The sequence below is a fragment of the Hamadaea sp. NPDC050747 genome, from assembly GCF_040654195.1.
Taxonomy (GTDB): domain Bacteria; phylum Actinomycetota; class Actinomycetes; order Mycobacteriales; family Micromonosporaceae; genus Hamadaea.
This window is the reverse complement of sequence record NZ_JBFAHM010000001.1, coordinates 519,136-538,159: the sequence shown is the minus strand read 5'-3', so window position 1 is coordinate 538,159 and position 19,024 is coordinate 519,136. Positions and strand designations below refer to the sequence as shown.

Annotated in this window: 16 protein-coding genes; 8 read left to right on the top strand and 8 right to left on the bottom strand. The window is 70.1% G+C overall.

All coding sequences use genetic code 11. The annotated features are described in order from the left end of the window. Nucleotides 1-56 precede the first annotated feature (56 nt). Complete coding sequence (gene nhaA, locus AB0H43_RS02540; RefSeq protein WP_359995232.1) at nt 57-1,277, top strand: Na+/H+ antiporter NhaA; 1,221 nt, start codon at nt 57-59, stop codon at nt 1,275-1,277. A gap of 10 nt (nt 1,278-1,287) precedes the next feature. Continuing rightward, nucleotides 1,288-2,220, top strand: coding sequence for an alpha/beta hydrolase (locus AB0H43_RS02535; protein ID WP_359995229.1), 933 nt, complete (start codon nt 1,288-1,290; stop codon nt 2,218-2,220). On the opposite strand, the gene AB0H43_RS02530 is transcribed toward AB0H43_RS02535, so the two are convergent. Together AB0H43_RS02530 and AB0H43_RS02525 are read right to left on the bottom strand one after the other, a co-directional pair. After that, a complete protein-coding gene (locus tag AB0H43_RS02530; protein ID WP_359995226.1) occupies nt 2,217-2,585 on the bottom strand; it encodes a hypothetical protein in 369 nt (122 codons plus the stop codon). The two genes, AB0H43_RS02535 and AB0H43_RS02530, sit on opposite strands and share 4 nt — an antisense overlap. Then, nucleotides 2,582-4,435 (bottom strand): SseB family protein, encoded by a 1,854-nt coding sequence (locus AB0H43_RS02525; RefSeq protein WP_359995223.1) that lies wholly within the window; start codon nt 4,433-4,435, stop codon nt 2,582-2,584. The genes AB0H43_RS02530 and AB0H43_RS02525 overlap by 4 nt, the downstream gene beginning before the upstream one ends. Before the next feature lie 179 nt (nt 4,436-4,614). Here AB0H43_RS02525 and mycP point away from each other — a divergent pair, with 179 nt between their 5' ends. Continuing rightward, the gene (gene mycP, locus AB0H43_RS02520; RefSeq protein WP_359995221.1) at nt 4,615-5,826 is read left to right on the top strand and encodes a type VII secretion-associated serine protease mycosin; all 1,212 of its coding nucleotides are present in this window, start codon (nt 4,615-4,617) and stop codon (nt 5,824-5,826) included. 330 nt (nt 5,827-6,156) lie between these two features. Here mycP and AB0H43_RS02515 read toward each other — a convergent pair whose 3' ends face one another. The 3 genes from AB0H43_RS02515 to eccB form a co-directional block, all read right to left on the bottom strand. After that, nucleotides 6,157-6,453, bottom strand: coding sequence for a WXG100 family type VII secretion target (locus AB0H43_RS02515; RefSeq protein ID WP_359995218.1), 297 nt, complete (start codon nt 6,451-6,453; stop codon nt 6,157-6,159). A gap of 17 nt (nt 6,454-6,470) precedes the next feature. Continuing rightward, nucleotides 6,471-6,791 carry a WXG100 family type VII secretion target gene (locus tag AB0H43_RS02510; RefSeq protein ID WP_359995216.1) on the bottom strand — a complete coding sequence of 107 codons (321 nt, stop codon included), beginning with the start codon at nt 6,789-6,791 and terminating at the stop codon, nt 6,471-6,473. Nucleotides 6,792-6,934: 143 nt separating this feature from the next. After that, entirely contained in the window at nt 6,935-8,341 is a 1,407-nt protein-coding gene (eccB, locus tag AB0H43_RS02505) for a type VII secretion protein EccB (protein ID WP_359995213.1), read from the bottom strand. Between the two features lie 193 nt (nt 8,342-8,534). Between eccB and eccE the strand changes: the two genes are divergently transcribed. From eccE to AB0H43_RS02480, 5 genes are all read left to right on the top strand, one after another. Continuing rightward, the gene (gene eccE / locus AB0H43_RS02500; protein ID WP_359995210.1) at nt 8,535-10,337 is read left to right on the top strand and encodes a type VII secretion protein EccE; all 1,803 of its coding nucleotides are present in this window, start codon (nt 8,535-8,537) and stop codon (nt 10,335-10,337) included. Between the two features lie 59 nt (nt 10,338-10,396). After that, nucleotides 10,397-10,771 carry a phage holin family protein gene (locus AB0H43_RS02495; protein ID WP_359995207.1) on the top strand — a complete coding sequence of 125 codons (375 nt, stop codon included), beginning with the start codon at nt 10,397-10,399 and terminating at the stop codon, nt 10,769-10,771. Between the two features lie 86 nt (nt 10,772-10,857). Beyond that, nucleotides 10,858-11,817, top strand: a complete 960-nt coding sequence (gene rarD / locus AB0H43_RS02490) for an EamA family transporter RarD (protein ID WP_359995204.1) — start codon at nt 10,858-10,860, stop codon at nt 11,815-11,817. Beyond that, nucleotides 11,789-13,882, top strand: a complete 2,094-nt coding sequence (locus AB0H43_RS02485; protein ID WP_359995201.1) for a PhoX family phosphatase — start codon at nt 11,789-11,791, stop codon at nt 13,880-13,882. The genes rarD and AB0H43_RS02485 overlap by 29 nt, the downstream gene beginning before the upstream one ends. A 129-nt stretch (nt 13,883-14,011) precedes the next feature. Next, nucleotides 14,012-14,815: a helix-turn-helix domain-containing protein gene (locus tag AB0H43_RS02480; RefSeq protein WP_359995198.1), complete on the top strand. Its 804-nt coding sequence runs from the start codon at nt 14,012-14,014 to the stop codon at nt 14,813-14,815. A 7-nt stretch (nt 14,816-14,822) separates the two neighbouring features. Here AB0H43_RS02480 and AB0H43_RS02475 read toward each other — a convergent pair whose 3' ends face one another. The 3 genes from AB0H43_RS02475 to AB0H43_RS02465 all read right to left on the bottom strand — a co-directional run bounded on the left by AB0H43_RS02475 (nt 14,823) and on the right by AB0H43_RS02465 (nt 19,022). Then, nucleotides 14,823-15,782 (bottom strand): polyprenyl synthetase family protein, encoded by a 960-nt coding sequence (locus AB0H43_RS02475; RefSeq protein WP_359995771.1) that lies wholly within the window; start codon nt 15,780-15,782, stop codon nt 14,823-14,825. A 160-nt stretch (nt 15,783-15,942) separates the two neighbouring features. Beyond that, on the bottom strand, nt 15,943-17,487 hold the full coding sequence (gene nuoN, locus AB0H43_RS02470; RefSeq protein WP_359995195.1) for an NADH-quinone oxidoreductase subunit NuoN: 1,545 nt from the start codon (nt 17,485-17,487) through the stop codon (nt 15,943-15,945). Then, nucleotides 17,487-19,022, bottom strand: a complete 1,536-nt coding sequence (locus tag AB0H43_RS02465) for an NADH-quinone oxidoreductase subunit M (protein WP_359995193.1) — start codon at nt 19,020-19,022, stop codon at nt 17,487-17,489. Before AB0H43_RS02465 ends, nuoN begins: the two co-directional genes overlap by 1 nt. Between the last annotated feature and the right edge of the window lie 2 nt (nt 19,023-19,024).

The window sequence follows — 19,024 nt, the reverse complement described above, 5'->3', positions numbered from 1 at the left end:
GCCGTTCCCACCGGGAACAGCCGGGACGCGCCGCCGGGGCCGATAAGCTCATGATCGTGACGAGTCAGCGGCGGCTGCGGCGGCGTACCGCCAAACGGGGGCAAGTCGCGTTCGCCGAGGTTGCCCGCTTTCTCCGGACCGAGCAGATCGGTGGGCTCATCCTGCTCGGGGCGGCCGCGATCGCCCTCGTCGTCGCCAACTCTCCGGCGGCGGACGCGTATGAGCAGCTGTCCGAGACGGTCGTCGGGCCGGCGAGCCTTCACCTCAACCTGAGCCTTGAGACCTGGGCCAAGGACGGGTTGCTGACGATCTTCTTCATCGTCGCCGGGCTCGAATTGAAGCGCGAACTGGTCGTCGGCGAGCTACGCGACATGCGCCGGGCCATGTTGCCGATCTTCGCGGCGCTCGGCGGCATGATCGTGCCGGCCGCCGTCGCGCTGCTGGTCGCGTTCGGCGCGCCCGGCGGGGCCGACAGCTGGGCGGTGCCGACCGCGACCGACATCGCGTTCGCCCTGGCGGTCCTGGCGATCGCCGGATCGGGGCTGCCGCCGACGCTGCGGGTGTTCCTGTTGTCGCTGGCGATCGTGGACGACCTGGGCGCGATCCTGCTCATCGCGGCGGTCTTCACGGCCACTCTCAACGTGCTCGCCCTGATCGGCGCGGCCGGGGCGATCGCGGCGTACGCCGCCCTCCAGCAGATGCGTTTCCAGGGCTGGTGGCTCTATCTGCCGTTGGGCCTCACCGCGTGGGTGCTGCTGCACGCGTCCGGCGTCCACGCGACCTTGGCCGGGGTCGCCATCGGGCTGGCCACCCGGGTCAAACGCGACCCCGGCGAGGGGGAGGCCCCGGCAACCTGGCTCGAACACACACTGCAGCCCATCTCGGCCGGCATCTGCGTACCGGTTTTCGCGTTCTTCGCCGCCGGGATCCCGATCAAGAGCGGAACGCTGGCCGGGATCTTCACCGACCGCGTCGCCCTCGGCGTCTTCCTCGGGCTGGTCGTGGGCAAGTTCGTCGGGGTGCTGGGCGGGGCGGCCCTGTCCACCCGGCTCCGGCTCGCCGAACTGCCCCACGGACTGCGCTGGCGCGACCTCGCCGCGGTCGCCGCGCTCACCGGGTGCGGCTTCACGGTCAGCCTCCTGATCACCGAACTGGCCTTCCCCGAGGGCGACCAGCGGAACGAGATCAAGATGGCGGTGCTGGCCGGTTCCCTGGTGGCGGCCCTGCTCGGCGCGGCCGGCCTGCGCAGACGCGTACGGGCCCAGCCCGACGGTTAAGCTTGCCGCCGTGGAGAGCGATCAGCGGCGCATCACCGACGAGGCCTGCGTACTCGTCGAAGGGCCCTGGACGCATCGTTTCGTGCATGCCAACGGCTCGCGTTTCCACGTCGTCGAGGCCGGCACCGGCCCGCTCGTCCTCCTGCTGCACGGCTTCCCGGAGTTCTGGTGGGCCTGGCACGAGCAGCTGACCGCGCTGGCCGAGGCGGGCTACCGGGCGGTCGCTGTCGATCTGCGGGGCTACGGCGCGACCGACAAGCCACCCCGGGGATACGACGGGTTCACCCTGGCCGCCGACGTGATGGGCCTGATCCGGGCGCTCGGCGAACGCGACGCGGCCCTGGTCGGCGCGGGCGCGGGCGGCATGATCGCGTGGACCACCGCGTCGTTCCACCCCCGCATGGTGCGGCGGCTCGTCGTGCTCGGGGCCGCGCACCCGCTGCGGCTGCGCTCGGCCATCCTCACCGACCTGCGAGGGCAGACCACGGCGTCCGCGCAGCTCCTGCGCTTCCAGCTCCCACGCTACGAACACCAGCTCACCCGGGACGGGGCGGCCGCGATCGGCGCGCTGCTCGACGCCTGGACCGGGCCGTCGTTCCGGCAGACCAAGGCGTACGCCGAAGCCCGCGACCGGTATAGCGAAGCGATGCGCATCCCGCAGGCGATGTTCTGCGCGCTGGAGGCGTACCGGTGGGCGTTCCGCTCGGTCCTGCGCTGGCACGGCTACCGGTTCACCCGGCAACTTCGCGAACCCATCGTGACGCCGACCCTGCAACTGCACGGGGCCTTGGACACGGCGGCCCTTCCCTCGACCGCCCAGGGCTCGGGGCGCTACGTGCTGGCCGAATACGAATGGCGGCTGCTGGACGAGGTCGGCCACTTCCCGCATCTGGAGACCCCGGAGACGGTGACCGGCGAGATCCTCCGGTGGATCAAGGCCTAGACGCGTACTTCCCGAAGGTCGGTGACGTCCGCGGCCGGGGCCCAGCCCTGGTAGACGCCGTAGTCGAACTCCTCGAGGCCGAGGTCACGGGCCACCGGAGCCTTACCGCCCGTGTACTCGACCCGGAACCACTTCTCGTGGCGGCCGAGCACGATGAACGGCTCGCCGCGCCAACTGCACGCGGTACGCACATAGCAGAAGTCGTCGACCTGGGCGATCGGGAGCACCCGGACCCAGCGCCCGGGGCGTACCTCCTCGAACCCCTCGGCCGGCTCGGGCAGGTAGATCCGCACGTCGTCACCGTCCGGGCTGGCCTCGTACTCCATGCCACGCCACCGGGCGATGTAACCGTCGCGAACGGTCATGTGATCTCGTCCTCCCCGACCAGTTCGCCCTCGATGGTGCCCTCGACGGCCGGGCGGCCCTCACCGCCGGCGGTGTCCGGCGCCGGAGCGGGCTTGCGCGGGTACTCCCCGACCCGCAGCCAGCGCGGCCCGTCGGCGTCCAGCACCGCGATGATCTCCTCGACGCCGTCCGCCCCGAGCCGCAGCAGCCGGGCCCCGTGCGGCAGCCGGGCGCTGTCCACCTTGAACTCGGCGATGACCGTACTGGACTCGCCGGGCGCGAAGCCGTTGCCGCGGAACGGCGGGCGTTCGATGACCCAGCCCTCCATCGCCTTCATCGCCGCCTCGGTCTGCCCGCCGTAGGGGATGCGATACAGACTCGGCCGGTACGCCGACCAGCGCAGGATGAAGATCTCGTCGGCGTCCTCCTCGAACGGCGTACCCTGCCAGGTCAGCCCGAGCGCCTGACGCATCTGGTCCGGCGTCTTGAGCTGGCCGACCTCGTGGGCCCGGTGGACGAAGCCGGACACCCGGTCGTAGCCGCGTTCGAGGTAGAAGCCGATCTGGCTCGGCGAGATGGGCTTCTGCATCACCGTCGGCGGGGCGGCCTTCGGCGACACCGCCGGCACCGACGAACGGATCTCCGAGGTCTCCTCGCTCGACAGTCCCATCCGGCCGGCCCAGCTCGCCAGCGTCACGACCTGGTCGCCGGGAAGGGTCGCGCCGACCGGCGTACCGGGGTTGACGGCGAACGACCACGTCTCGTCGGGCCACGCGCTGATCAGCTGGATGAACCGCACGCGTACGCACTGCGCAGCCTGCCCACCGGCCCGCTCCGTCGAGGTGAAGACCACGACGTAGGGCTGGCCGTCGATCTGCTGGGTCTGCCAGCCGAAGGTCGGGTCGCTGGGCCGGAGCACGGATTGCGCGCTCGCCGCGACCGGGACGAGCACCTGCGCCAGCAGGAGTGTCGAGAGGAAAAGGTCGGTGTTGTCGACCTCGGCGGCGTCGAAGAGCTGCCGTTCGACCTCGTTCGCCGGGATGAAGGCGTCGGCGTGCCGGCCACCGGCCGGGCGACTGGCCGACTCCAGCTCCAGCAACGGCGTGCCGCCGGTCTGCCGCTGCTCCGGCTTGGGCGGTGGGGCCGGGGGCGTGTTGGTCGGCGGGGGGTTCGACGTCGACGGGTTCGTCGGAGACGACGGCGGCACCGTCGGCAGCGGCGGGGGCGCCTGGTATGGCGGCGGTGGCTGATTCACCGCGGGGGGCTGATTCACCATCGGCGGCGGCTGCACAGCGGATGGCGCGTTCACGGCCGGTGGCGCGGACGTGTATCCGGTGGCGCCGGCCTGGGCTCGGGTCAGCGCCTCCAACCGTTCCGCTCGCGAGCGCGGCTGAGCGCCGTTACGCGCGCCGGAGTCGATTCCAGGCGGGCGGCTCTCCCGCACTGGGCCCGGCGGCGGCATCCGGGGCGGCTCGGGGCGGCTGAGTTCGGCCCGGATCTGTTGGGCGAGCTGCGCGATGAACCACGCCGGGAGATAGCCCTCGATCGGGAGCCCGGGATTCACCGCCAGCCACCACTCATGGTTCGGCCACTGCTCGGCCAACCGCAGATAAGGCACCGTACGCGCCGAGCCGGCGTTCTGCGCCAGGCAGGCGTACATCGCCTCGTAGGAGGTGAACGCGAGCACGTGCGTACGCCGATCCGCGGTCCAGGTGCCCCAGCCGCCGGTGCCCTGGGCCGTGCCCTCGGGCGGCACCGGCAGGAGAAGCTCCAACTGGGAGAGGATGTGGAAGTACCGATCCTGATCCCCGGCACGCAGCGCATCACGCAAGGCGACTTCGGCCTGCGTGCTCGGCTGCCACTCGGCCAAGGTGTCCTCCCACGGTTCCGGTGCGCTATCGCGTAGCTACCCCGCGCCTATACAACCTAACAAGTGGCGACCTCGCTGCGGGATATCCACCGGTCTTCTTCAGGGACAGCCCTTCTGCCGAGCCGCGCCGCAGTCGCCGCTTGCGATAGCATCGGCCCCGGATTTGGGGGAGGCGACCGATGAGGCTGCGCGCTTTTGCGACGGTGTCCCTGCTGGGTGCGGCCCTGGCCGTGGTGCCGACGGCACCCGCCCTGGCCAACTGCGAGGGCGTGAACTCTACCCAGGCGCCCGTCACCGAACCGCCGAAGGATGACAACGGCAACTGGGTGCTCGCGCGGTTCGCGTTGGACCGGCTGCCCCCCACCCTGGACGGCCGGGGCGTCACGGTCGCGGTGCTGGACTCCGGCGTCCAGGCCACCCACCCGGCGCTCAAGGGTCAGGTTCTCGACACCGGCCGGGATTTCCTGGAGGCCGGTGGCGCGACCAAGGGCAAGGAGGACTGCCGCGGTCACGGCACGGCGGTGGCGTCGCTCATCGCCGGCAACGCCCGCTCGGGCTTCCGGGGGATCGCGCCGGGCGCGTCGATTTTGCCGATCCGCGTCAACGAGACCGTCGGCGGCAGCAACGACGACGGCCGGAAGACCGACGACCGGAAGATCGCCGAGGCCATCGACTACGCGGTCGCCAAGGGCGCCGACGTCATCAACATCTCGTTCGCGTACCTGGACGGCGAGGCCGACCCGGACAAGCACAAGGTCTTCGCCGACGCCGTTCAGCGGGCGCTGGACAAGAACGTCGTCATCGTCGCGGCGGTCGGCAACGACCCCAAGGCGAAGGACAGCTTCCCGGCCAACCTGCCCGGAGTCCTCGGCGTCGGCGCGATCACCAGCAACGGATCGCTCTGGGGAAACTCCACGACGGGGTCCTACGTCGACGTGACGGCACCGGGCGGCGGCATCTTGACCGCGTGGACGCCCGGCATCTACACCGAGGTGCAGGGCACCAGCTTCGCCGCCCCGGTCGTCGCCGGCACGGTGGCCCTGCTCAAGCAGGCGCACCATAATTGGAGTGCGGCCCAGTTCGTCAGCCAGATCATGGCGAGCGCCGACCCGTCCCCCGGCGGCAAGAACTCGAAGACCTACGGCGCCGGAGTGGTGGACCCCGTCCGGGCGGTCAACGACGTGCCGGCGTTCGGAGCGGCCTTCAAGAACCCGCCCGCGCCGATGCGGGAAGAGGACCCTGCGATCGTGGCGGCGCGCCAGCGGGCCGCCGATCGCAAGGCACTCGCACTGTGGCTGGCCCTCGGTGGCGGGGCGCTCACCGTCATCGTGCTGCTCAGCTCGTCCATCCTGTTCAACGGGTCACGCCGTCGGTGGCGGCCGGCCGAGTAAGCGTTCCGTCCAATCCGGCCGCTCCCCTCCGCCTCGCCCCGCTGCCGACAGCCCACGGCTAGCGCCTGGCGCGATGGCGCCTGGCGCGATATCCGGGATATCGCTGTCTTGGTCCGATATTTAGCCGCGTTATCCCCGGATCCTGCTCGCTGGGCTCCGCGGGGAGCCGCGGGGAGCCGCAGGGAGTTCGCGGCGGGCGCGACAGCGGGGGAAGTAGGCACACTTCGTGCCGACCGTCCTGAGGCGACTGTCCAGACGGGACACAGGTGCTGAAACGACGAAACGGCGGCAAGGACCGTCGTGGTCCTTGCCGCCGCCTTCGCTGGAAGCTCAGCCGGCGAACAGGCCGGTGTTCTTCTTCTCGGTCGAGTGGTAGTGCGACGCCGACTCCTCGAGCGCTCCCTTGATGTCCTGGAGCATCTGCGTGAGGTCGCGCGAAGCCGCACGCCACTGCGCCTGGCGCCGGGAGTAGGCCTCCTGCGCGTCACCGGCCCAGGTCGCCACCAGCTTGGCGGCGTCGGACTCGAGCGTGTCGAGCGAGCCGTTGAGCTTCGTCAGCGCGGACTGGATGTCACCGGCCGCCTGCTGCATCGAGGCGAAATTTACGACAAGGCTGTCGTCGGACATTTACTAACCTCCCCAGGTCAGAGCGACAGGTTGATGCCGCCGCGGTTGACGTTGTTCATCCGGCTCGACGACTCCTGGTCGGTGCTGTGGTAGCTCTTACCCGACGAGCGGATCGCTTCGGCCGTCTGGAGCAGCGCCTGCTGCAACTTGGCCTGGTCGTCGTTCCACTGCTGCTTGACCTGCTGGAACGAACGGCCACCAGCGCCCTGCCAGCCGGACTGCAGGATCTCCAGGTTGCCCATCAGAGTCCGCAGCATGCTCTGGAGTTCGCTGTTGACCGACTCGAACTTGCCGGCCGTTGTCTCCATGAACGCGGCTTGAGCTTGCGTCTGGGACATGTGTCACCCCGCTCCCTGTCTCAAAATACGGGTCCCCACCGTCGACCTTTCGTCCGATCGACGCACTGCGCAGAACGGTAGCCGCCGGAAACAACCGACGCCACCCCCTGTGGATAACTCCATCAACTGAGCTGAGGGGCAGTTCAGCCCAGGGTCACGGTCGTGGCGGCGGCCGTCTGGCTGAGTTCCGCGCCCTGCGGGAGCAGCGCCACCAGGCTCACCGGCATCTTCGACGGCTTGGCGGCGCTGAAACCCAGTGCGGCCAGCGCACCGGCGTCGCCGATCGGGAACTGCTGCCCGGCGTCGGTCACCAGACTCACCACACCGCTGGACGTCTTCGCGACCGTGTAGCCCTCGACCAGTACGCCCCGGCCGCCTTGCACGGACACGTAATCCGCGAGCGGGGCACCCGTCTTGGCGCTCTTGCCCGCCGTACGCATCAGACCCGCCACCGGCGGAACGGGAACGCCGTACCGGACCGAGGAGAAGCCCGAGTCGTCGGCGGCAGTGGCGCACACCGCGGAGTCGCCTCGGTCGACGGCCTTGATGGGCACGCTCGGCGGCGCGCCATCACCCTGCGGCACGAGGCTCTTGCCCAGATCCGGAAGCTCCTGAATGGACGGCGGGGAGACCCGGGGGCGCAGCAGCGCCGCCTGCACCTGGGTGATCTCCTGCAGGCTGCCCTTGGCGGCCACGAAATACCGGTCACCGGCCGGGCCGCGGAAGCGCATGACGTCGCCGACGTTGTAGTCGCGTACGCCGGAAGGCTCGTTCGGCGTACCCGAGACCGCCGGCGCCTGGATCGGGTCGCCCTGCGCGAATCCGTTGAGGAAGGCCCGGTCCACCTTGGGGAGCTGCTTCGGGTCCTGGTTGATGCCCAGGGCGCCCAGCGCGTCCTCGCTGACGTTCTTGATGAGGTAGCGCCGCTGCTTCCAGATCAGCCAGGCGCCGTCGTCCCCCGGTACGCTCACCGCCATCCCGGTCTCCTCCGTCAGCGGCGTACCGCCGTCGGCGACGCCGAGCAGATTCCCGACGGCCAGCAGCGACCGCTGCCCCCCTTCCTCCGATGCCGCGTCCGACACCGGCACGGTGCAGACCGTCCACGTGCTGTTGACGAGGCGGTCGGCCGTCGGCACCGAGTCCGGGGCGTCCGGGATGCCGACCATCGCTCCCCGGGGCACCGTCGCGAGCGACTTGGCGCTCACCTCGATGACCGCCCGCTCGTTGCCGCCCGCGTACAGGAGGGCTGACGCGAGGTTGAGAGTCGGGTGCAGCACGCCGTCCTTGAGGACGTAGTGCGCGCCAGTCCCCTTCTCCTGCAGCACCGCGTTGGTCTTCTGCTTCCACGATTCGGACGCCCCACCGGTGAAGAGGGCGTACACCCCGAATCCGGCGATCAGCACGACGCCGATCATCAAGCTGGCGAAACCGGCGACCGTCACGCGGCGGAACGGGAACTGCGCCGGGTCGGTCTCCCGCATCACCAACGCCGACACGACGCGCTGAACGGAGAACTGGTAGGAATGCAGCTGATCCTGCCTCGACGGCATCGTCCCTCCCCAAGTGACGCAAGAACCCACCGACTGGACTTCCGGCGGCTCACGCAAGGCGTTCCCCGGTTAGGATAGGCGGCCGTAGGAACTTGCCGCCGACCCACCTCGATGCGTCGGCGGGATCACCCGTTCACCGGGCTGACCGGGGCGGGCGGACCAGGGGGAGGCGAACCGGATGACGGTCGGCGTGGTGCATTCACCGACGTCCCTTCAGCCGACGGTGACCGGGGGCGCGCAGCGGCGCGGCAACCCCAACCGTGTCCACAGTGGCCAGATCGTGGCCACCGAGCTGGCAGTGGCGCTGCTGCTCCTCGGCCTCATCTGGGGGATGCTGCCCACCATCGGCCTGGCCGTCGTCGCAGCCGCCCTCATCGTGCTGGCCTGGGCTCGGCTGCGCGGTCGCTGGCTGTTCCAGTGGGTGCGCATCTGGCTGAGCTACCGGACGCACCGCCGCAGCCTGGCGCCCGGCTCCGACGCCTCCGCGCTGCTTCAGTTCATCCGGCCGGGAGCCGTCATCGACATGATGGAACTCGACGGCGAACCGGGCGCGGTGATCGCCTACGAAGAAGGGCTGACCGCGGTCCTCGAGATCGGCGACGACACCCTGCTGCCGAGCGGCCTGCTCTCCGTGCCCTCACCGGCGAGCCTGCTGCCGCCGCCCGCGCCGAACACGCCCCGGTTCCGGGTCCAGCTCGTCTACGCGTCCGTCCCGGTCGGCGGGCCTGGCGCCCCCGCCCAGGCGTACCGGCAGCTCACCGAGGGCCGGCTGCCCGCCTCCGAGCGCATGCTGATCGCGGTACACGTGCCGGCCGCCGAGGGCTGGGAGGAAGCCGACCTGCGCCGGGCGCTCAGCGGCGTGATCCGGAAGGTCCGCCGCAAGCTGGACACGATTCCCAGCCGGGTGCTCGACGACGACGCCGCGTTGCGTACCGTCCTGGAACTCTCCGCGCACGACGGCGCCAACCCGGTCCGCGAGGTCTGGTCGGGCGTCATGGCGGGCGGTCTTCTCCACGCGTGCTACCGCGTGCGCCGGTGGCCGGACCTGCGGACCGAGGCCGCGCGGGACCTGGTGCCCCGGCTGATGGCGATCCCGGCCCGGGCGGTGACGGTCAGCCTCACGGCCGGGCCCTGGACCGCCGGCGAGGCCGCCGAGATGCGTACCGACCTGGTGGTCCGGGTGACCGCAGCGGACGCGACGAGTCTCACGCAGGCGGACACGGCGCTGCATCGCGTCCTCGGCGCGGATCGCGCCGCCGCTCACCGTCTCGACGGCGAGCACCTCGAGGGCCTCTGCGACTCGCTGCCGCTGGGCGGCTCGGCCCCGGCCGACATGCCGACCGAGGTGGAGCACGGCCTCTCCCGGCCGGCCGCCCCGCTGACCATGATGCGTACGCCGATCGGCTCGGCCGGCCTGATGGTCGGCCCGAACCGCCGCCGCGAACCGGTCTCGGTGCGCATCTTCCGGCCGCTGGCGACGCGGGCGATGCTCGTGGGCGGCGTCCAGTCGGCCCAGTTGCTGACGCTGCGCGCCCTGGCGCTGGGTGCCCGGGTGGTCGTGCAGACGGCCCGTCCGCCGGCCTGGGAGCGGTTCTTCCGTAACCTGGGCGGCCCCAACGACTCGCTGGCCATCGTCGCGCCCGGGCAGCCGCTCGCGGTCCCGCCGGCGACCCAGCTGCGGCCGCTGATGATGGTGGTCGACGTCGGCCCGGTGGGCGCGGATCGGACCCCGGGTCACCCCTGGCAGACGACACTGGTGGTCCGGGAGGATCTGTCCCCTGTGGACATCGACGCGCTCGGGCACGCCGACATCGCGTTGCTGCAGCCCACGACGGCCGAGGCGGCCGCGCTGGCCGTCTCCGTCCTGGGCCTCAGCGACAACCAGCGGGAGGCGCTCAGCCGTCCGGTGCCCGGCCTGATCGGTGTGGTGCATCGCCGTTCGGTGCGCTGGGCCTCGCTCGGCACCGCGCCGATGGAGCAACAGCTGCTGGCGTAACGGGATTCGCGGTGAACTAGGGTATCGCCGGTTGTGCGGCCTTATGGCACTATGCGCGGATGGGCATCCTCCTCCGGTTGGCGGTCAGCGCGGTCGCACTGTGGATCGCCACGCTCCTGATCAGTGGCATCCGGCTCACCACCGACTCGGTCCTCGGGCAGATCGGCACGGTAGTCGCGGTCGCCGCGATCTTCGGCGTGGTCAACGCGGTGTTGCGGCCGATCGTCAAGACCGTCGGCTGCGCGTTCTACGTGTTCACCCTCGGTCTGATCGCGCTCGTCGTCAACGGCCTGTTGTTCCTGCTCGCGAGTTGGATCGCCGGCCAGCTCGGTCTGCCGTTCCACGTCGACAACTTCCTGTCCGCGGTGCTCGGCGCCCTGGTCGTCGGGCTCATCAGCTGGGTGGTCAACCTCGCCGTCCGCGACAAGGACTGACAATCCGCTGGTACGCCCACCGCGGTCCCCGGTGACGGAGGACACGGTGATCATCACGTACGCCTCGTCAGGCATAGGGTTGGCCGGTGAACGAAGTCCGTCGTGGCTACCTCCTGGGCATCGGGGCGTACGTGATGTGGGGGTTCTTTCCCCTCTACTTCAAGCACCTCCAGGCGGCCGGGGCGGTGGAGATCCTCGCGCACCGGGTGGTGTGGTCCCTGGCGACCGTCACCCTCATCGCGACGGTCCTGGGTCGGTGGCGGGCTGTGGCCGGACTTCGACGACAGCCCAAACGGCTGGCGGCGATGGCGCTCGCCGCCACGCTCATCGCGGTCAACTGGGGCACCTACATCTACGGCGTGAACAGCTCCCGAGTCGTCGAGACCGCGCTGGGCTACTTCATCACCCCGCTCGTGGTCATCATGCTCGGCGTCGTTGTGCTGCATGAGCGCCTTCGCCGAGGGCAGTGGCTCGCCGTCGGGGTCGGTGTCGTCTCGGTCGTCGTGCTCGCCGTCGACTACGGGCGGCTGCCTTGGATCGCGTTGACTCTGGCCTGCTCGTTCGGCCTGTACGGACTGGTCAAGAAGCGGGTGGGCCTCCCGCCGGCCGACGGGCTGCTGCTGGAGTCGGCGGTACTGGCCCTCCCCGCACTGGTCTACCTGATGACCCTGCGCGACGGCTCGTTCGGCTCGGCCGGGACGCTGCACACCTCGCTGCTCGTCTTCTCGGGCATCGCGACCGTGGTTCCGCTGATGATGTTCGCCGGAGCGGCCAACCGGATCCCGCTGTACGGCATCGGAATGCTCCAGTACATCGGCCCGATCATCCAGTTCGGACTGGGCGTCTTCTGGTTCCACGAGCCGATGCCGACCGCCCGGTGGATCGGTTTCGCCCTGGTCTGGCTGGCTCTGGGCATCTTCAGCGCGGACGGCTTCGCCCACCTGACCAGGCAGCGTTCAATCGCCGTTCACGCGGCGGCCGACGGTGGATCACCTGTCGCCCCTAGCGTCCGGCCTCATGACACGGAAACCTCTCCCACTGCTTAGCACCGGGCACAGCGGCGGCAGCCGGTCCGCCATGACGTGCCTCTATCGCTGTGGCAACGCGTGCGACCACCCGGTGCCGAACGAGTCAGGCAACGAGTACTTCGGTGACATGGCCCGGGCCGAGGTCTCGCGGCGGGGGGTGCTGCAGGCGGCGGGTGCCGGTGCGATCGTGCTGGGCCTGGCCGGAGCCGGGGTCGCCGGGGCGCCGGAGGCCGCGTCCGCCGCATCCGGTGAGGCCGAGAGCGCGGCGAACGGCTGGCGGCCGGGCCGGGGTCCGCAACCGTTGACCTTCGGCGCCGTCGAACCGAACACCGCCGACGCGCTGACCGTCGCCGCCGGGTACGCCCAGAGCGTCGTGATCCGCTGGGGCGACGCCGTCGTGCCGGGTGCGCCCGCCTTCGACGCGTACCAGCAGTCGCCGGCCGCGCAGGAGAAGCAGTTCGGCTACAACAACGACTTCGTCGCGATCCTGCCGCTGGACCACTCCGACCGGCACGCGCTGCTCGTGTGCAACCACGAGTACACCAACGAGGAGCTCATGTTCCCGGGGTTCACCGGGCTGGCGAACCTCACGGTCGAGCAGCAGAAGACGGCGATCGCCGCGCACGGCATGTCCGTGGTGGAGATCGAGCGGGTGCTGGGCACCGGCCAGTGGCGTCCCGTGACCCACGGCCGGCGCGCCTACAACCGCCGGATCACCGCTCTCTCGACGAAGTTCCGGCTGACCGGACCCGTCGCCGGCACGGCGTCGGTGCGTACGGCGGCGGACCCGGCGGGCCGGACCGTCATCGGCACCCTCAACAACTGCTCCGGCGGCGTCACGCCGTGGGGCACGGTGCTGTCCGGCGAGGAGAACTTCAACCAGTACTTCGTCGGCGCCGACGGCGCGCCCGAGGAGGCCAAGGACAGCCTCGACCGGTACGGCATCAGCACGGCGGTCCGCTACCCGTCCGGTTCCCGGATGTGGGACAAGGCCGACCCCCGCTTCGATCTCACGGTCACTCCGAACGAGGCCAACCGGTTCGGCTGGATCGTCGAGGTGGATCCGTTCGACCCGGACTCCACCCCGCGCAAGCACACCGCGTTGGGCCGGTTCAAGCATGAGGCCGCGAACATCGTGATCGCACCGGACGGCCGGGTGGCCGTCTACATGGGCGACGACGAGCGCTTCGACTACCTCTACAAGTTCGTCTCCCACAAGCGGTACCGGCCGGGCGACAAGCGGCACAACCTGACCCTGCTGGAGTCGGGTGACCTCTACGTCGCGAAGTTCCGCTACACCAGCGCCGCCGACATCGACGGCTCCGGCAGGCTGCCCGGCGACGGCGCGTTCGACGGCTCGGGCGTCTGGCTGCCGCTGGTCCGGGACAACCGGTCGATGGTCGAGGGCATGACCGTCGAGCAGGTGCTGGTGCACACCCGCCTGGCCGCCGACAAGATCGGGCCGACCAAGATGGACCGTCCGGAGGACGTCGAGGCCAACCCGGTCACCGGGCGCATCTACGTCGCGCTGACCAACAACACCCAGCGCGGCACGGCCGACAAGGCGCCCGCGGACGAGGTGAACCCGCGCAACGTCAACAAGCACGGGCACATCCTGGAGTTGGTCGAGGACGGGGGCAACCACGCCGGCACGACCTTCACCTGGTCGATTCCGATCGTCTGCGGCGATCCCGCCGACCCGGCGACCTACTTCGCCGGCTACGACAAGACCAAGGTCTCCCGCATCTCCTGCCCCGACAACGTCATGTTCGACCGCTCCGGCAATCTGTGGATCTCCACCGACGGCAACGCCTTCGGCACCAACGACGGCTTGTTCGCCGTGCCGCTGTCGGGTCCGGAGGCCGGGCATCTCAAGCAGTTCCTCACCGTCCCGAAGGGCGCGGAGACCTGCGGCCCGGCGCTGACCGGCGACGGCGAGTCGCTGTTCGTCGCCGTCCAGCACCCGGGCGAGATCAGCGGAGCCAGCTGGGACCGCCCGGCCTCGGTGTGGCCCGACGGCGACCACGCGAAGCCTGGCATCGCGGTCGTGTGGCACCCGGACGGCCGATCGATCGGCCGCTAACCATCCATTCCCGACAAACCTTCGTGGCAGTCGGCGCTCTTCTCGTTGAGGGCGTCGACTGCCACACCTGTTTCCGCCTATTCTTGAAGACCGGAAGCCGATGTCACCCACCGTGATTGAGGAGAGGCCATGCGTGAGCCCCGGGCGGAGCCGCCGAATCTCGTGCAGAGCGTCTCCCGGGCGCTACGGATCCTGGAAGCCGTCGGGCGCGAGCCCACCGGACTGTCGGTCAAACAGATCGCCAACCGCTGCGACATGAGCGCGACGAGCGCGTACCACTTGGTTCGGACGCTGCACTACGAGGGATACCTGACACGGCTCTCCGACGGGGCGTACACGACGGGGCTGGAGGTCGCCGACCGGTTCCGGGAGTTGGTCAACGCCTTCCGTGGTCCCAGCGCCGTCGGCGAGGTGCTCCGCCGCGCCGCCTGGGAGTCCGGCTACAGCCACTTCCTGGGCAGCTTCGTCGACAAGCGGATCGTCATCACCGCCGTGGCCGAAGGGCGCAACTCGCCGTACGTCGAAGACCTCGTGCCCGGCTTCGACGAGGGAGCGCACGCGACGGCGCTCGGCAAATCACTGCTCAATACGCTCAACCCGGTGCAGCGACGCCGTTACCTGGAGTTGTCCGGGCTCCGGAGATTCACTCGGAACACCCTGGTGTCGGTGCAGACCCTGGAGGCCGACCTGGCTCGAGGTGAACGCCTCGGCATGCAGATCGAGATCGCGCAGTACCGCCCCGAGATGGCCTGCGGCTCGGTCCTCATCCGGACGCATCGCGACGAGAGTCAGCGATTCGTGATCGCCTGTGCCACGCCGGCCGGGGACCTGCAGAAGAAGGCGACCCTGGTCCGCACCCGGCTGCAGCAGACCGCGCTGCACCTGCGGCAGGCGCTCACTCAGACCGGAGCGCCTACCCCCATCACCTTCTGACGCCGGCTCAGCTGCTCCGGTCGGCCACCACGTCGCACAGCCCGGCCAGAGCCGTCCGCGCGGGCAGGTCCGGTAGCGCCGTCAAGGCGTCGCGCGCTCTGTCGGCGTACCCGTGGACTGTCTGCCGGGCGCGCTTCAGCGCGGCCGAGTCCCGCAGCAGGCCGAGCGCCTCCGCGTGGAGAGCGTCGTCGGTGAGCGGCCCGAGGGCGAGGATCTCGCGCAGGCGCTGGGCGTCGGGCGAGGCGTCCTCGTCCGCGAGCGCGTAGAGGACGGGCAGCGTCGGCACGCCTTCGCGCAGGTCCGTGCCCGGCGTCTTGCCGGACTGCGCGGACTCGCTGGCGATGTCCAGCAGGTCGTCGGAGAGCTGGAAAGCGATGCCGATGGTCTCGCCGTACTCGCTCAGCGCGCCGAGCAGCGGCTCCTCGACCCCCGACACCATGCCGCCGAGCCGGGCCGAGGTCGCGATCAACGAACCCGTCTTCTCGGCCAGGACACGCAGATGGTGGTCGATCGGGTCGGCCTCGCGCGGGCCGATGGTCTCGGCGATCTGGCCGTGCACAAGCCGGGCGAACGTCTGGGCCTGGAGCTTGACCGCCTCGGTGCCGAGGTTGGCCGCGAGCTCGGCGGCTCGTGCGAACAGGTAGTCGCCGACCAGGATGGCCAGCGAGTTGCCCCAGCGAGCGTTCGCGCTCGGCGCACTGCGCCGCAGCTTCGCCTCGTCCATCACGTCGTCGTGATAGAGCGTCGCCAGATGCGTCAGCTCCATGACCGCCCCGGCGTCGGCGATCCGGTCCGGATCGGGCTTGCCGAAGTAGCCGGTCAGGATGACCAGGAGCGGCCGGAAGCGCTTGCCCCCGGCGTCGAGCAGGTGCCGCGCCGCCTCCGCCACGAACGGATCGGCGCTGTCCACCGCCTCGACGATGCGATCCTCCACCCGCACGAGCGCGGCGGTGACCTCCGACTCCAGTTCGGAGTCGGGGAAGCCGAGCCCCGTTCGTCCACCAGCCGTGTTCACCACGTCCCCCACCCTGTCATACTGCCGTCCCCCGTCCAGCATGCCCCTGCCCGTACGCGTCCGCCCCCGGGGCTGATCAGCAGATCATCCCTGGGGGCGGTCGTGTTGGGCGTCAGCGGACGAAACTCGCCGCTTGTGTCGTCAGTTCGATGAGCGGCTGCGGCACGACGCCGGCCGCGACCGTGATGACCACGCCGATGACGAGCGCGGCCGCCGTGAGAGCGCCCGGGATGGACACCGACGGCGTGGACTCGCCCGGCTCGGACAGCCACATCATGACCACCACCCGCAGGTACGGGAAGGCGAGGATCATGCTGCTCACCACACCGACGATGATCAGCCACGACTGGTCGCCGCCGCCGGCCGCCGAGAAGACGGCGAACTTCGCGGTGAAGCCGCTGGTCAGCGGGATACCGGCGAAGGACAGCAGGATCACCGTGAAGACCGTCGCGTAGAACGGCGACCGGCGGCCGAGCCCGGCCCAGCGGGACAGGTGCGTCGCCTCGCCGTCGGCGTCGCGGACCAAGGTCACCACGGCGAACGCCGCGATCACCGTGAACCCGTACGCGACGAGGTAGAACATGACGCTCGACAGCCCGTCCTTGCTGCTGCCCATGACACCGACCAGCAGATATCCGGCATTGGCGATCGCCGAGTACGCCAGCAGCCGCTTGATGTCGGTCTGAGTGACCGCGAGGATCGCCCCGACGATCATGGTGAGTGCTGCCACGGCGGAGATGATCGGGGCGTACTGCCACTCGACGCGGTCGAAGCCGACGTAGAGCACCCGCAGCAGACCGCCGAAGGCTGCCACCTTGGTGCACGCCGCCATCAGGGCGGTGATCGGCGTCGGCGCACCCTGGTAGACGTCCGGCGTCCAGACGTGGAACGGCGCCGCCGCGGCCTTGAAGAGCAGACCGATGGAGAGCAGCGCCAGGCCGGCGTACAGGAGGACGACGGGGTTCTTGCTCTCCTGGGCGGCCGCGTGGATCTGGGCGAAGCCCACGCCACCGGCGTACCCGTAGAGCATCGCCAGGCCGAACAGGAAGAACGCCGACGCGTACGCCCCGAGCAGGAAGTACTTCAGCGCGGCTTCCTGCGAGATCAGCCGCCGACGACGGGCCAGCGCGCACAGCAGGTAGAGCGGCAGCGAGAAGACCTCGAGCGCGATGAACATCGTCAGCAGGTCGTTCGAGGCGACGAAGAGCATCATGCCGGACAGCGAGAACAGTGCGAGCGGGAAGGTCTCCGTCGCGCCGTTCGCCGTCTTGGCCTGCTGCTGGTCGGCCTCGGAGCCGACGGTGATCGCGGCCTGGGCCACGAACGGGCCACCCCGCTCCAGCGAGCGCTCCGCGATGAGGAGCAGCGCCACCGCGCCCAGCACCACGATCGCGCCCTGCAGGAAGAGCGCCGCCTTGTCCACCGCGACCGCGCCGCCGGCGGTGACCGCGTTGTCGGCGGTCACCTTGCCGATCCGGGCGATGATCGCGAAGAACGCGGCGATCAGTCCGGCCAGCGCCACGATCAGCTGTACGCCGTACCGGCCCTTCCGCGGCACGAAGGCGTCGACGAGGATCCCGACGCACGCCGCGCCGAACAGGATCAGCATCGGCGCCAGTGCCGCGTAGTTCAGGTGCGGCAGAGTGAGGTTGTCCATTACTTGCCCGCCTCAGTCGTGGAGTGGGTTGGTGCGGGGTCCTGCACGCCCAGGTCCTGCTGCAGGGTGACCGACACCGCCGGGTTGATCACGTCGAGGACCGGCTTCGGGTAGAAGCCGAGGACCAGCAGCAGCGCGATCAGCGGCGCGACGACCAGGATCTCCCGCTTGGAGATGTCCTGGCGCAGTCCGCTGACCTCCTTCAGCGTCGGGTTGAGCGTGCCCTGCATCGTGCGCTGGAACATCCAGAGCACGTACGCCGCCGCGAGGATGATGCCGACGGTGGCGATCACGGCCGCCGTCTTGTTGACCGTGAACGTGCCGATCAGCACCAGGAACTCGGAGACGAAGGGCGCGAGCCCGGGAAGGGCCAGCGACGCCATTCCCGCGAAGAAGAAGACCCCGGCGAGCGCCGGAACCAGCTTGCCCGCACCGCCGAAGTCGCTGATCGCGGCGCTGCCGCGCCGGGAGACCAGCATGCCGACGACGAGGAACAGCAGTCCGGTCGCGAGCCCGTGGTTCAGCATGTAGAGCACCGCACCGGTGGCCGCCTGCGTGGTGAAGGCGAAGATGCCGACCCCGATGAACCCGAAGTGCGCGATCGACGTGTACGCCACCAGCCGCTTCAGGTCGTTCTGACCGACCGCCAGCAGCGCGGCGTACAGGATGCCGACCACCGACAGCGTGATCGCCAGCGGGGCGAAGTACTTCGACGCCTCCGGGAACAGCGTCAGGCAGTACCGCAGGATGCCGAACGTCCCGACCTTGTCCATGACGCCGACGAGCAGCGCAGCCACCCCGGCGGGGGCGGCCCCACCGGCGTCCGGCAGCCAGGTGTGGAACGGGAAGAACGGGGCCTTGATCGCGAAGGCGAGGAAGAACCCGAGGAACATCCACCGGCCGGCGCCCCGGGAGAACTCGACGCTCGTGAGCGTCTGCCAGTCGAAGGTGTGCCCGCCCAGCACCCACAGGCCGATCACGGCGGCCAGCATGAACAGACCGCCGACCAGGGAGTACAGGAAGAACTTCACCGCCGCGTACTGCCGCTGCTTCTGCGGCACGTCCGCGCCGTAGGAGCCGATCAGGAAGTACATCGGAACCAGCATGATCTCGAAGAACACGTAGAACAGCAGGACGTCGGTGGCGGCGAAGACGCCGATCATCGAGCCCTCGAGGAACAGCAGCAGCGCGAAGAACGCCGGTACGGAGCGCCGGCTCTCCTGCTCGGCGTGGTTCCAGCTGGCGATGATCACCAGCGGCACCAGCAGCGCGATCAGGCCGAGCATCACCAGGGCGATGCCGTCCGCGCCGAAGCTGAACCGGGCACCCCAGGCCGGGATCCAGGTGTAGCTCTCGGTGAGCTGGAGCCGGTCGCCGCCGGGCTGGAACTTGAACCAGGCCACCACCGCGACGACGAGCACTGCCAGCGACACCACCAGCGCGATCAGCTTGGCCAGGGCGCCGCGACTCCGCGGCAGACAGGCCACGGCGATCGCACCGGCCAGCGGCGCCGCCGTCATGATCGACAGGTACATCA

Coding starts and splice junctions, on each gene's coding strand:
- nuoN (WP_359995195.1), bottom strand. CDS start 17,487: ATGGACAACCTCACTCTGCCGCACCTGAACTACGCGGCACTGGCGCCG.
- AB0H43_RS02510 (WP_359995216.1), bottom strand. CDS start 6,791: ATGTCCCAGACGCAAGCTCAAGCCGCGTTCATGGAGACAACGGCCGGC.
- eccB (WP_359995213.1), bottom strand. CDS start 8,341: ATGCCGTCGAGGCAGGATCAGCTGCATTCCTACCAGTTCTCCGTTCAG.
- mycP (WP_359995221.1), top strand. CDS start 4,615: ATGAGGCTGCGCGCTTTTGCGACGGTGTCCCTGCTGGGTGCGGCCCTG.
- AB0H43_RS02515 (WP_359995218.1), bottom strand. CDS start 6,453: ATGTCCGACGACAGCCTTGTCGTAAATTTCGCCTCGATGCAGCAGGCG.
- AB0H43_RS02485 (WP_359995201.1), top strand. CDS start 11,789: ATGACACGGAAACCTCTCCCACTGCTTAGCACCGGGCACAGCGGCGGC.
- AB0H43_RS02465 (WP_359995193.1), bottom strand. CDS start 19,022: ATGTACCTGTCGATCATGACGGCGGCGCCGCTGGCCGGTGCGATCGCC.
- AB0H43_RS02480 (WP_359995198.1), top strand. CDS start 14,012: ATGCGTGAGCCCCGGGCGGAGCCGCCGAATCTCGTGCAGAGCGTCTCC.
- AB0H43_RS02530 (WP_359995226.1), bottom strand. CDS start 2,585: ATGACCGTTCGCGACGGTTACATCGCCCGGTGGCGTGGCATGGAGTAC.
- AB0H43_RS02495 (WP_359995207.1), top strand. CDS start 10,397: ATGGGCATCCTCCTCCGGTTGGCGGTCAGCGCGGTCGCACTGTGGATC.